The sequence below is a fragment of the Bradyrhizobium manausense genome, assembly GCF_001440035.1.
In the GTDB taxonomy this organism is placed as follows: domain Bacteria; phylum Pseudomonadota; class Alphaproteobacteria; order Rhizobiales; family Xanthobacteraceae; genus Bradyrhizobium; species Bradyrhizobium manausense.
This window is the reverse complement of record NZ_LJYG01000062.1, coordinates 234726-245973: the sequence shown is the minus strand read 5'-3', so window position 1 is coordinate 245973 and position 11248 is coordinate 234726. Positions and strand designations below refer to the sequence as shown.

The window sequence follows — 11248 nt, the reverse complement described above, 5'->3', positions numbered from 1 at the left end:
GAGCCGCTGCTGCCGCTGCGGATCGACTGGTACGTCACCGTGCTCGATCTCGGCGCCTGGGGCGCGCTCTACACGGAAGGCTGGGATCGCGAAGTGCGGACGACCGGGCAGGCCGCCAAGGCGACCAAGCAAGCCATCAACTGCAAGCGTATCTATCCGCCGCTGACAGGCAGTAAGGACGACCTGTTCGCTGCGGCAGCGCCGACGGTGCAGGCGCCGCCGCCGACTTATGGGGTGATGCGGCGTTGAGCTGCGGTGCGCACCCACAAGCCTATCGAACCGATGCGCAGAAGCAGTCAGCGGCGAGCCAGAAGCAGACATTGAAAGGGAGCCGGTCAGCCTGACGGCCAGGTGTGCGCTTCCTGCCGGCTCGGCGCGTTTCGCAAGCGCTTCAGCCGCCCCTACTTCGCAAAAGCGTCTCGGACGGCAGTTCTCCAAACGTGGCCTTATAGAGGTGCGATAGCTCTCCCATGTGCGAAAAGCCGTTCGCGAAAGCCGCCGATGAAACTGACGTTGCCGGCATGCCCCGTGCGAGTTGCGCGCGTAGAGACCAAAGCCTTTTGCCGTCGTCGTGCCGATGAGCAACCGGCAGATTGCTTCAGGTTCGAAAACGGCACGAGTTTGCACCGGGCGTAGAGGGAATCAATTTTGACCCAATTCCGATAAACACGGTCGTAGTCGGTTATATGATCATCGGCATACTAAAAGGACAATCATTAAAAAGTAGAAGCACCGCATGTCCAAGGTCGTGCCCTTCAATCAACGGTCCGTACCGTCAGCGGGCGTGGCAATGGAGCGCTTGCGTCGAATTTCGACGGCCAGATGACAGCTATCGCGGCGGTCTCTTTGATCTTCCCCGATCCGCCACATTTCGTGCAGGGACGAAACTCATTCTTTTCGCCCAAGCGAACCGGATGCATGCCCCTGTCCTGGCCGGTCCCGTCACACTCCGGGCAATTGCGTTCGACGTCGTTCTGGTCGGTCATTTGTAGCTCTGAGCTGGCCGCTTGGCGGGCCATCGGTTGTGAAGCTGGCCAATTCAAACCCATTAATTGTCAGGGCGCCAACACATCCACAATCGCTTGCGCTGCCTGACGGGCAAAACACCCAAGGCGTGGGGCAATATCTACCAGCAAAAATATTCCACTTTACCGAAATTCGGAAATATCGTATGTATCGCGCAACCCGGCCCATGGAAGAGGGGCGTATCGCGATCGTCACGACGCGGGCCGGGCGGCGGTGGGCGCAGGTCACATCGGCGCGATCAGGCTTTGCAGGGCGGGCAACCGTGAGCGAGGCCATCGCGCAAACGACCGGTGTGATTGCCGCGTACGGCAAAATCGTGTGGTCCTGGCGCCCGGAGCCTGTGCGCCAAGGCTCGTGGTGAGGTGCGATGTCCAACCGGGCGTGCACATCAGTCATCTGCGAGACGACGGGGGCAATAGTGCATCGCTCCCCGGGGAGATCACGACATAGCCGTTCCAACCACTGCGCAGGGAAGGCCGGATGTTTCGGCTTCACCTGTATGCCGCTGTGCAGCCTCTTGTAGCGCAACCTATCGCACAGTGGACCGCGGGTGCCGGTCGGGCACCCGGTCTTCCCTGCGCCCTCTTTCATTTGAGGGTGAGCGATGATGAAGCAGAACTCGGGCGAGATGAGCCGCGAGGATGCGAAAGTGTGTCTGCGATGAAGATACAAATTGATGAAGCGACCATGCTTCCGCACACGCCGTCATTGCGAGCGCAGCGAAGCAATCCAGAAATCCCTCCGCGGAAAGACCCTGGATTGCTTCCGCCTTCGCCAAGGCTTCGGCGGACAAGTCGCTGCGCTCGCAATGGCGATGTGGAAGCAGTTGGGCGCGGAAACTGAGGTCGGGCGTTCGCAGCCACCCCCAGACATGAGAAAGCGCCCGTGGGGGGCGGGCGCTTTCTGTAGTCGACTTGGGGTTGGGTCGTCTACATATCCACGTGGCGACTTTGGGGGGCTGGTAAAGAGCCGCGTGAATTCCTGAAACTCAAAATCTCCTTAGCGAACGAGCGATGCGTTCGAACTGGTGATCACGACCGGCTTGCCGGCCTTGATGACGCGAGCAGTCTGTGTGAGGCCTTCATCCGAACCCGAGCGCGCCGAGATGCCGAAACCCGCAACTGCGATGCCGGCGACGAGCGCCACGGCCACCACCTTCAGGTGGGTCGAGCGATCCGCGCTGTAGATCGAGTGGTTCATGGAAGCCTCCTGCCGCCATCTACCCGAAGTAGTCGCCGACCCCTGCAGGCAGGTTCATACTTCCGGTGCCCAACAACCTAGTATGTGTGGGATTCGTTCCCAAGAGGCCATCACAACAGCGTGATAGGACGTGAAAGATCGCGATCAAAAGCAGCGCTTGATCGGTCGATTTGGCAATTATTTCAACGGTATAATTTGCTCGAAAGGCGCCTTTTCAGCCTCTGGTCGACAAGGCGCCAGGAACTCAAAAACCATTTGCCTGTGGCCGAAAAACACACGGCTTCTTAAGGCAAATCAGATGCTTCCGACCGTTTTCAACCTCGCCCTGGGGTGGATCTCGGCCTGCGATAGAACCGTCGTTTGGGCCCGGAACCGCTCGACCAGGGAGCGGACGAAGGGACGAATTGCCGCAGAGGTCACCAGCACCGGCGCCTCGCCTTCGCGGGCGGCGCGCTCGAAGGCCTCGCGCACGGCGGTCATGAATTCCGACAGTTTTGAGGGCTGCATCGCGAGGCTGCGCTCCTCGCCCTGGCCGATGATGGATTCGGCGAAGGCCTGCTCCCATTTCGCCGACAGAGCGATCAGCGGCAGGTAGCCGGCATAGGAGGTGTTTTGCGCGCAGATCTGCCGGGCGAGGCGGGCGCGGACATGCTCGACCATGGTCGCGGGGTTGCGCGAGAAGGCGAGCGAATCGGCGATGCCCTCGAGGATGGTCGAGAGGTCGCGGATCGAGATGCGCTCGGCCAGCAGCAGCTGCAGCACGCGCTGGATGCCGGAGACGGTGACCTGTCCGGGTACGATGTCCTTGACCAGCTCGCTCTGCTCCTTCGGCAGCTCCTTGAGCAGCTTTTGCACCTCGCCGTAGGACAGAAGGTCCGACATGTTGGCCTTGAGCAGCTCGGTGAGATGGGTCGAGAGCACGGTGGCGGCGTCGACGACGGTGTAGCCCTTGAGCGAAGCCTCCTCCTTGAGGCTGGCGTCGACCCAGGTCGCGGGCAGGCCGAAGGTCGGCTCGGTGGTGTGGATGCCGGGCACCTGCACCTGGCTGCCGCCGGGATCCATCACCATGAACTGGCTCGGCCAGATCTTGCCAGTGCCGGCGTCGACCTCCTTGATCTTGATGATGTAGGTGTTGGCCTCGAGCTGGACGTTGTCGAGGATGCGCACCGCCGGCATCACGAAGCCCATCTCGATCGCGAGCGAACGGCGCAGCGCCTTGATCTGCTCGGTGAGGCGGTCGGTGCCGTCGGGGCCGTTGACGAGCGGCAAGAGCGCGTAGCCGAGCTCGATCTTGAGGTCGTCGATCTTGAGCGCCGCCGAGATCGGCTCCTCCGCGGCCGCAGCGCCCGGCGCGCCGGGCTGACCGGCCGCCGGCGCGGCCTTGGCAACGGCTTCGGCCTTGGCCGTCGCACGGTTGCGGTTACGCGCAGTCCAGGCCAGCGCGCCGGCGCCGGCGCCGAGCGCGAGGAAGGGGAGGGTCGGAATGCCCGGCAGCGCCGCCAGCACCAGCATCACCGCCGAGGACATTGCGAGGGCCTGCGGATAGCCGGAGAACTGCTTCATCAGCGCCTTGTCGGCGGCGCCGGAGACGCCGGCCTTGGAGACGAGCAGGCCGGCCGCGGTCGAGACGATCAGCGCCGGCACCTGGGTGACGAGGCCGTCGCCGACCGTCAGCAGCGTGTAGCTGCGCCCGGCATCGGCAAAGGACAGGCCCTGCTGCGCCACGCCGATGATCATGCCGCCGACCACGTTGATGAAGACGATCAGGAGGCCCGCGATGGCGTCACCGCGGACGAATTTCGAGGCACCGTCCATGGCGCCGAAGAAGCCGCTCTCGTCCTCCAGCGCCTTGCGCCGCTCCTTGGCGACCTTTTCGTCGATCAGCCCGGCGGACAGGTCGGCGTCGATCGCCATCTGCTTGCCGGGCATGGCGTCGAGGTGGAAGCGCGCGGCGACTTCGGCGATACGGCCCGAACCCTTGGTGATGACGACGAAATTGACGATGATCAGGATGGCGAAGACGATGATGCCGATGACGAAATTGCCGCCCATCACGAAGCTGCCGAAGGCTTCGATGACGTGACCTGCCGCATCCGTGCCCTCGTGCCCGTGCGAGAGGATCAGGCGGGTCGAGGCCATGTTGAGCGACAGCCGCAGCATGGTCGAGATCAAGAGGATGGTCGGGAAGGCGGAGAATTCCAGCGGCGCCTGGATGAACAGCGAGGTCATCAGGATCAGGATCGACAGCGTGATCGAGATCGCCAGGAACAGGTCCAGCACGATCGCGGGCAGCGGCAGGATCAGCACCACCAGGATGGTGAGGATGCCGAGCGCGAGCGCGATGTCGCCGCGCTTGAGGATGGTGACGATGTCGGAGAGGGAGGGGATCCCGGGCTTTGCGCCGCCTACGCCCTGACCCGCGGTGACGTCGACCATGGTAGCTGCCTCCCCGCGCGACTGCCGTCCGCGCGCCCCAAACGCCTGCGCAGCGGCCGAAGGGCCGCCGGTCCGAAAGTGAGGCACCGCACTGGCGTCCACGGGAGCTCCCGTCTTACGCGGCTGACGACACTCGACTTCACCCGGCAATTCTTGCCGGGTGTATGGTTAGCAAAGGGTTAACGAAGGGGGGTGGGGAGGTCGGGGCCGAAGGGATTCGGGGATTTTCCCGCGTCGTTCCGGGGCGGCTCGTAGAGCCGAACCCGGAACCGCGAGATTCCGGGTTCGGTCCTGCGGACCGCCCCGGAATGACGGCGGTAGTGGTGGACCGCCCTACTTCGCCTTTTCCAGCTTCGTCACCGTGTACCCCGACGCCGCCTCCTCGGCTTCGAAGGTCACCTTGTCGCCGACCTTCACCTGCTTGAGCATGCCGGGATTCTTGACGCGGTAGACCATGGTCATGGGCTCGTCCATGCCGAGGTTTTTCGCAGGGCCATGCTTGAGCGTGATCTTGCCGGCGCCTTCGTCGATTTTCTTGACCTCACCGCTGATGGAAGCGGCTTGCGCCAGCGCGCTGATGGTCAGGCCCAGCGCCAGCGCAAGCGCTGCGGCGGTGGTGCGGATGATTGGCTTCATTGATGCCTCCATTGTCTTCATTTCACGGTGACGTGGCCGACCATGCCGTAATCGCGATGGTCGGGGATCAGGCACGAAAATTCGAAGGTGCCTGGTTTGGTGAACTTCCAGACGATCTCGGCCGTCTTGTTCGGCGCGAGCCGCACGCCGTTGGGATCGTCGTGCTCCATGTGCGGGTGTTTCTTCATCACCTCGGCATGGGCAAGATTTTCCTTAGGTGTGGCGAGCAGGAATTCGTGGTCTTCCCTGCCGACATTGCGCAGCACGAAGCGGATCTGCTCGCCGCGTTTGACGTCGATCTTGGACGGCTCGTAGGACATCTCGCTCATCGCGATCGCGATGGTGCGCGCCGGCTTGCTGGGATCACCGGGCTCGCCGGCCGAGAAGCCGTGATGGCCGTGCCCCTCATGCGCAAGGGCGGGCGCGATTGAAAGCGTGGCCAGCGCCAGGACGATGCCGATTGTTCTTGTCATTGTGGTCTCCGGTTGGTGGTTGATCGAAACGCGTGGGTTACATCTTCATCTTCGGCATCGGCGCTGCGGGTTGCCGTGCGGCCTCCGCCGCGGGCGAGGCGACTTCATAGGCGACGGTGCCTTGCGGGAATTGATAGGCGCCGGGATCGCGGTAATCGTCGCGCGCGAGGCCCTCGCGGATCTTCATCACCGTGAACATGCCGCCCATCTCGATCGGGCCGAACTGGCCGGAGCCGGTCATCATCGGCAGCGTGTTGTCGGGCGAGGGCATCTCCATGTTGCCCATCGCCATGCCGGTAGAACCCATTGCCATGCTGTCGGGCGCGAGCTTGCCGACCGCCTTGGCGAGGTCCTTCCGCGACACGCCGATGAGGGTGCGCACCTCGTGTCCCATTGCATTCATGGTGTGGTGCGATTTGTGGCAGTGAAACGCCCAGTCGCCGGGATTGTCGGCGAGCACGTCGAACGCGCGCACCGCGCCGACCGGGACATCGGTGGTCGTCTCGGGAATCTGCGCCGTCTCGGGAATCCAGCCGCCGTCCGTGCAGGTCACAGAAAAGCTGTGGCCGTGCAGATGGATCGGATGGTTGGTCATGCTGAGATTGCCGATGCGCACGCGCACCTTGTCGCCGAGCCGCACCGGCAGCGGATCAATCCCGGGAAACACCCGCGAATTCCAGGTCCACATGTTGAAATCGGTCATCTCGTTGACCTGCGGCAGATAGCTGCCGGGATCGACGCGATAGGTGCTCATCACGAAGACGAAGTCGCGATCGACGGGCCGGAAGTTCGGATCGCGCGGATGCACGACGACCATGCCCATCATGCCCATCGCCATCTGCACCATCTCGTCGGAATGCGGGTGATACATGAAGGTCCCGCTCTTCCTCATCTCGAACTCGTAGACGAAGGTTTTGCCGGGCTCGATATGCGGCTGATTCAGTCCCCCGACGCCATCCATGCCGCTCGGCACGATCATGCCGTGCCAGTGCACGGTGGTATATTCGGGCAGTTTGTTGGTGACGAAGATGCGGACCTTGTCGCCCTCGACCGCTTCGATCGTCGGCCCCGGCGACTGGCCATTGTAGCCCCACAGGTTCACCTTCATGCCCTCGGCGAACTCGCGCACCACGGGCTCGGCGACGAGATGGAATTCCTTCCAGTCGCCGTTCATGCGGAACGGCAGCGACCAGCCGTTCAGGGTGACCACGGGCCGGTAGTCCGGGCCGCTGACCGGGTGTAGCGGCGGNGCGGCTGCATCACAACCTTGTCCATGGTCGGCGCTTCCGGAATCGATGCGGCCTGGACGCGGCCGCCGATGGCCGACGCGCCGGCAAGGGCAGCGCTGCCGAGAAATCCTCTGCGGGAAAACATGCTGGCCTCCATCTCAGTGGTCGCCGTCGGCAGATGCTGCCGCGGCGATGGTGGTCGAAGTGTCGCCGCCGGACGCAGGCGCGCCGCCGCCATTGACGGCCGTTTGCAGGTCGGACTGGGCGAGGAAGAATCTTTGTCTGGCATCGATGGCCCCGCGCAGCGATGCCAGGCGCTGTCGTGCCTCGGTCAGCAGTGCGAAGATGTCGACCTGCATGCTGGAGAAGCGCAGCTGCATCTCCTCGGTGATGATTTTTCGCAAGGGTAGAATCTCGCGCTGGAAGTGGCTGGCGATGTCGTACGTGGACCGATAGGTGCGATAGGCATCGCGCGCCTCCGAGCGAACGTTCACGGCACGCTCGGTCAGGCGGTTGAAGGCGAGATTGTAGGTCTCCGCCGCCTGCCGCACGCGCACCTCGCCGCCGTCGAAGATCGGGATCTGGAATTGAACGTCGAAGCCGCGTTCGCGGAACGGTGCGCCCTCCGGATCCTGGGTGCGGCGGGAGATGCCGGCGAGATCGAGCAGCGTGACGAAGCGGGTTGCCTCGGTCAGGTTCAACGACTTCGCAAGCGCGGTCAGTTCGAGCCGCGCGATCTGCAAATCGATGCGATGGGCGACTGCATCGGCCTCGATCGATGGCAAGGCCTGCGGCCGTCGTGGCAGCGGCGGCAATGCGTTGGGCAGACGGAAGTCGAGGCCGTCGTCCCACAGCCCCATCAGGCGTGCAAGTCGTTCGCGCGTGCTGGTTGCGGCCTGTCGCGCGGAGGCGAGATCGGCGGTGGTCTCGGCGTAGAACACCTGTTCGCGGGCCTGGTCGAGCTTGTTGATCGAGCCCGTTTCGCCGAGCTTGACGGCGAGCTGTGCCGTCGATTCCGCCGTAGCCTTCGCATCCGTCAGCAGCGCCACGAGCTCGTTGCAGGTGACCGCGCGGACATAGGCGCGCCGCACGTCGGCGGCGAGCCGCAACGTTGCCAATGCCGCGCGCAATTGCGCCTGGCGAAAGCGATCCCGCGCGATCTCGGATCGGAACGGCAGTGTTGCGAGGGCGAGGATGTCGCCGACAACCTGGCGTTCGATCTCGTTCGCGCCATCGCCTGAGATGCGCGAGATCGAAAACACCGGATTGGGCGGCAAGCTTTGCTCGACCAGCTCGGTCTCGGCCAGCGCCAGCTCGTTATAGGCGGCTTGCAGCCCCTTGTTGTTGAGCAGCGCGACCTGCACGGCGGTCTCGATGGTCAGCGGGCGCGCCAGCAGCCGGCGGACGGTCGCATCGACGGCCTCGGCGCCTTCGGCTGATCGGACGAAGGCGACGTCCTTATTAATGGTCTGGCTGGTGAGGTCCGAGACCGTCGTCATGCCGCCGTCCGGTGAGAACGCCATGCAGCCGGCAAGACTTATTGATGAGAGTCCGAACGCGGTGAGCATGCGCAAGCCCCGCGCGAGACGATGTGCCATGACGCGTCCCTACCGGTCTTGCTTCGGTTGCGGCGTTACGGCGTCGTTGCGTTGCCGCCATGGTGCAGGTGTCGCAGGCCGCAGGGTGGTATAAGGCGCGATGGTCGAGCGGTAGCCGACGCGTGCCACCTTCGCCGCCGGATCGGCGGGGTCCGCACTGGCCACGTGCGTGGTGGCTGGCATGCAGCCGGACAGCGCCAGCGTAACCACGGCCAGCAGCGGCCAATTCAATGGAAAGAGTCGCCCACCCACCGCAGATGCGGCGGCAGACTTCGCCCCGAAAAGCGCAAGCATGATTCATCCCTGATCTGGAAACCACAGGTTCGCGCGCGCAAACGCGCGCTCGGACCGACGTCGTTGCGTCAGATCAGGCGATGGGGGGACGGTAGTGCTGGGGCGGCGCCGTGCTGTGCAGGCTGGCCACGATCTCCGGCGCGCAGGTCGACGTCGGCTGGACCGGTGTGGCAACGCCGGGCAGATCGGCTGGCAGCGCGCTGATGCACATCATCGCGCAGCATGGGCCCACCGTTCCCTTGCCGTCATGGTGATGCGGAGCGGGTGCGTCCTTGGCCGCAATTTGGTGATGCGCGTGGGCTCCCGCATGTTCATGCGAGGAATCCCCATGCATATGGCTCGCCATCTGAACCGGCACGAAGTCGGTGAGGAGCGCGTCATCGAGGCATGGCGCGGGACCGGTACCCAAAGCGAGGCTTGCCGCCGGCGCGAGCACGCAGAACAAATAGGCGAGAGCGATGATCCGCCCCACCTTCATTCGCACCGATCGCGTCAACCGCAGCAACATCCGCCGATAGGCTCCTCGCGCGGCAATGTTGCACACGCTGATTGCAAACTAATGGCAAAAGACGATTTCGCCAAGCTCCTTCTTACCGCAGCGCACCGCGCATGCCCAATATATCGCCAAGTTGCTTGACCGTGTGGCGATCCGCGGGCCATGGTCCTGCCCGTGCACGCGCCAAATCATCCCGAACAAAGACCAGACTCATTCAGCCCTGATTCCCGTCAGGCCTGGATACGGCTCGTCGTTGCGCTGCTGATCGGCTCGATCGGCAGCGTCGGAATGTGGGCCGTGGTCGTCGTGATTCCCGTCGTGCAGGCCGAATTCGCCGCAACGCGCGGCGCAGTGTCGCTGGCTTTCACGCTGATGATGTTCGGCTTCGGGCTCGGCGGCGTCATCGCCGGCAAGATCACGGACCGGTTCGGCATCGTGCCGGCGATGGCGATCAGCATCGCCTTTCTCGGCGTCGCAAATACGCTCGCGGGACTCTCGACCCAGCTCTGGCAGTTCGTTGCGGCGTATTTCCTGATCGGGCTCGGCACGTCGGCGACTTTCGCGCCGCTGATGGCCGAGGCCTCGCACTGGTTCGAGCGCTATCGCGGCCTCGCCGTGACCATCGTCGCGAGCGGCAATTACGTCGCCGGCACGATATGGCCACCGCTGGTCAACGCGGGCATGGAGACGATCGGCTGGCGCTACACGCATGTCGCCATTGCCTTGATCTGCGCGACCTTGATGACGACGCTGGTGCTGGTCTTGCGCGCGCGGATCGGCGACGACAAAGTCCGCAATCACGCCAACGCGCCGCCGCCGCGCGTCGATCTGAAACTCTCGACCAACGCGCTGACGGCGCTGCTCTCGATCGCCAGCATCTCCTGCTGCGTCGCCATGGCGATGCCGCAGGTGCATATCGTCGCCTATTGCGGCGATCTCGGTTACGGCGTGGCGCGGGGCGCCGAGATGCTCTCCCTGATGATGGCCTGCGGCATCGTCAGCCGCATTGGCTCGGGCTACCTCGCCGACAAGATCGGCGGCATCCGTACGCTGTTGCTCGGATCGCTGGCGCAAGGCTTTGCGCTGATGTTCTATCTGTTCTTCGACAGCCTCACTTCGCTCTATCTGATCTCCGCGATGTTTGGCTTGTTTCAGGGCGGCATCGTGCCGAGCTATGCCATCATCGTGCGCGAGGCGATGCCGGCGAGCGAAGCCGCAACTCGCGTCGGCATCGTGATCTTCGCCTCCGTGTTCGGCATGTCCTTCGGCGGCTGGGTGTCCGGCATCATCTTCGATGCCACCGGCTCCTACGCCGCGGCGTTCGCCAACGGCGTGGCATGGAATGCCCTCAATGTCGGCATCGTCTTGACGCTGCTGATCCGCTCGCGGATGAATTCAGTCAGGTCAGGACCGACCCTCGCGACTTAAACCGCCTGTCCGGCCTTCAGCAGTGAGCAGCCGGTGATCTTGTAGCTGCCGTCAGCCTGCTGCTCGAGCGTGTAGAGCGCTTCCCAGGCTTCGCCATTGGCATCGATGATGTGAACGCGCTGGGCAACCGAGCCGCCGTCGGTCTTGACGTCGCCGAACTCAAAACTCTTGTGGCGGTAGACCGGCGCGTAGCCGTTCTGCACCATCGACATGAAGATGTCGGGGGCGGGGAAGATCTGCTTGATCGCCGGCGCGGCATAGGAATAGGCGGCCGCCGCGTCGTCATGGACGAAGGCCTGCTCCTGGGCGCGGATCACGCCTTGCGCCGCCGAGACATCGTCAGCGCGCGCGGCAAAGGGGCTGAAGACAATAGCGAGGGCGACGACCAAGGCTGCGATGCGCATGACAGGCTCCGCGTTGATATGCCGGCGA

13 protein-coding genes and 2 pseudogenes are annotated in these 11248 nt (G+C 63.9%); 3 read left to right on the top strand and 12 right to left on the bottom strand.

The window, feature by feature from the left end; translation table 11 throughout:
- A pseudogene (locus AOQ71_RS47920) lies at positions 1-249 on the top strand (NAD(P)/FAD-dependent oxidoreductase); the annotation flags it as partial.
- Positions 250-391: 142 nt separating this feature from the next.
- Here the strand turns inward: AOQ71_RS47920 and AOQ71_RS50240 are convergent.
- Positions 392-592: a helix-turn-helix domain-containing protein gene (locus AOQ71_RS50240; protein WP_430648625.1), complete on the bottom strand. Its 201-nt coding sequence runs from the start codon at positions 590-592 to the stop codon at positions 392-394.
- A 163-nt stretch (positions 593-755) separates the two neighbouring features.
- On the bottom strand, positions 756-986 hold the full coding sequence (locus AOQ71_RS16630; protein WP_157083541.1) for a hypothetical protein: 231 nt from the start codon (positions 984-986) through the stop codon (positions 756-758).
- Positions 987-1024: 38 nt separating this feature from the next.
- Between AOQ71_RS16630 and AOQ71_RS47915 the strand changes: the two genes are divergently transcribed.
- Entirely contained in the window at positions 1025-1387 is a 363-nt protein-coding gene (locus AOQ71_RS47915; protein ID WP_245316909.1) for a hypothetical protein, read from the top strand.
- A gap of 638 nt (positions 1388-2025) precedes the next feature.
- Here AOQ71_RS47915 and AOQ71_RS16625 read toward each other — a convergent pair.
- The 9 genes and pseudogenes from AOQ71_RS16625 to AOQ71_RS16590 form a co-directional block, all read right to left on the bottom strand.
- Positions 2026-2226 carry a hypothetical protein gene (locus AOQ71_RS16625; RefSeq protein ID WP_057747956.1) on the bottom strand — a complete coding sequence of 67 codons (201 nt, stop codon included), beginning with the start codon at positions 2224-2226 and terminating at the stop codon, positions 2026-2028.
- Between the two features lie 294 nt (positions 2227-2520).
- A complete protein-coding gene (gene flhA, locus AOQ71_RS16620) occupies positions 2521-4662 on the bottom strand; it encodes a flagellar biosynthesis protein FlhA (protein WP_057747953.1) in 2142 nt (713 codons plus the stop codon).
- 333 nt (positions 4663-4995) lie between these two features.
- Positions 4996-5298 carry a copper-binding protein gene (locus AOQ71_RS16615; RefSeq protein WP_057748089.1) on the bottom strand — a complete coding sequence of 101 codons (303 nt, stop codon included), beginning with the start codon at positions 5296-5298 and terminating at the stop codon, positions 4996-4998.
- 17 nt (positions 5299-5315) lie between these two features.
- Positions 5316-5771: a cupredoxin domain-containing protein gene (locus AOQ71_RS16610; RefSeq protein ID WP_057747950.1), complete on the bottom strand. Its 456-nt coding sequence runs from the start codon at positions 5769-5771 to the stop codon at positions 5316-5318.
- A gap of 37 nt (positions 5772-5808) precedes the next feature.
- Positions 5809-7020, bottom strand: a pseudogene (locus AOQ71_RS16605) (multicopper oxidase family protein); the annotation flags it as partial.
- 1 nt (position 7021) lies between these two features.
- On the bottom strand, positions 7022-7145 hold a 124-nt coding region (locus AOQ71_RS47910; protein ID WP_245316914.1), incomplete at its 3' end, for a twin-arginine translocation signal domain-containing protein.
- A gap of 13 nt (positions 7146-7158) precedes the next feature.
- A complete protein-coding gene (locus tag AOQ71_RS16600) occupies positions 7159-8598 on the bottom strand; it encodes a TolC family protein (RefSeq protein WP_057747947.1) in 1440 nt (479 codons plus the stop codon).
- A 9-nt stretch (positions 8599-8607) separates the two neighbouring features.
- Positions 8608-8892 carry a hypothetical protein gene (locus tag AOQ71_RS16595; protein WP_057747944.1) on the bottom strand — a complete coding sequence of 95 codons (285 nt, stop codon included), beginning with the start codon at positions 8890-8892 and terminating at the stop codon, positions 8608-8610.
- 73 nt (positions 8893-8965) lie between these two features.
- Positions 8966-9400, bottom strand: coding sequence for a hypothetical protein (locus AOQ71_RS16590; protein WP_057747940.1), 435 nt, complete (start codon positions 9398-9400; stop codon positions 8966-8968).
- A gap of 150 nt (positions 9401-9550) precedes the next feature.
- Here AOQ71_RS16590 and AOQ71_RS16585 point away from each other — a divergent pair, with 150 nt between their 5' ends.
- Positions 9551-10816 carry an MFS transporter gene (locus tag AOQ71_RS16585; protein WP_057747937.1) on the top strand — a complete coding sequence of 422 codons (1266 nt, stop codon included), beginning with the start codon at positions 9551-9553 and terminating at the stop codon, positions 10814-10816.
- Here the strand turns inward: AOQ71_RS16585 and AOQ71_RS16580 are convergent.
- Positions 10813-11220, bottom strand: coding sequence for a DUF4864 domain-containing protein (locus AOQ71_RS16580; protein WP_057747934.1), 408 nt, complete (start codon positions 11218-11220; stop codon positions 10813-10815). The genes AOQ71_RS16585 and AOQ71_RS16580 overlap by 4 nt on opposite strands.
- Between the last annotated feature and the right edge of the window lie 28 nt (positions 11221-11248).

Bases quoted from the DNA above. Each gene is read 5' to 3' on its own strand.
- AOQ71_RS16630 (WP_157083541.1), bottom strand. From the start codon at position 986: ATGACCGACCAGAACGACGTCGAACGCAATTGCCCGGAGTGTGACGGG.
- AOQ71_RS16625 (WP_057747956.1), bottom strand. From the start codon at position 2,226: ATGAACCACTCGATCTACAGCGCGGATCGCTCGACCCACCTGAAGGTG.
- flhA (WP_057747953.1), bottom strand. From the start codon at position 4,662: ATGGTCGACGTCACCGCGGGTCAGGGCGTAGGCGGCGCAAAGCCCGGG.
- AOQ71_RS16615 (WP_057748089.1), bottom strand. From the start codon at position 5,298: ATGAAGCCAATCATCCGCACCACCGCCGCAGCGCTTGCGCTGGCGCTG.
- AOQ71_RS16610 (WP_057747950.1), bottom strand. From the start codon at position 5,771: ATGACAAGAACAATCGGCATCGTCCTGGCGCTGGCCACGCTTTCAATC.
- AOQ71_RS16600 (WP_057747947.1), bottom strand. From the start codon at position 8,598: ATGGCACATCGTCTCGCGCGGGGCTTGCGCATGCTCACCGCGTTCGGA.
- AOQ71_RS16595 (WP_057747944.1), bottom strand. From the start codon at position 8,892: ATGCTTGCGCTTTTCGGGGCGAAGTCTGCCGCCGCATCTGCGGTGGGT.
- AOQ71_RS16590 (WP_057747940.1), bottom strand. From the start codon at position 9,400: ATGTTGCTGCGGTTGACGCGATCGGTGCGAATGAAGGTGGGGCGGATC.
- AOQ71_RS16585 (WP_057747937.1), top strand. From the start codon at position 9,551: ATGGTCCTGCCCGTGCACGCGCCAAATCATCCCGAACAAAGACCAGAC.
- AOQ71_RS16580 (WP_057747934.1), bottom strand. From the start codon at position 11,220: ATGCGCATCGCAGCCTTGGTCGTCGCCCTCGCTATTGTCTTCAGCCCC.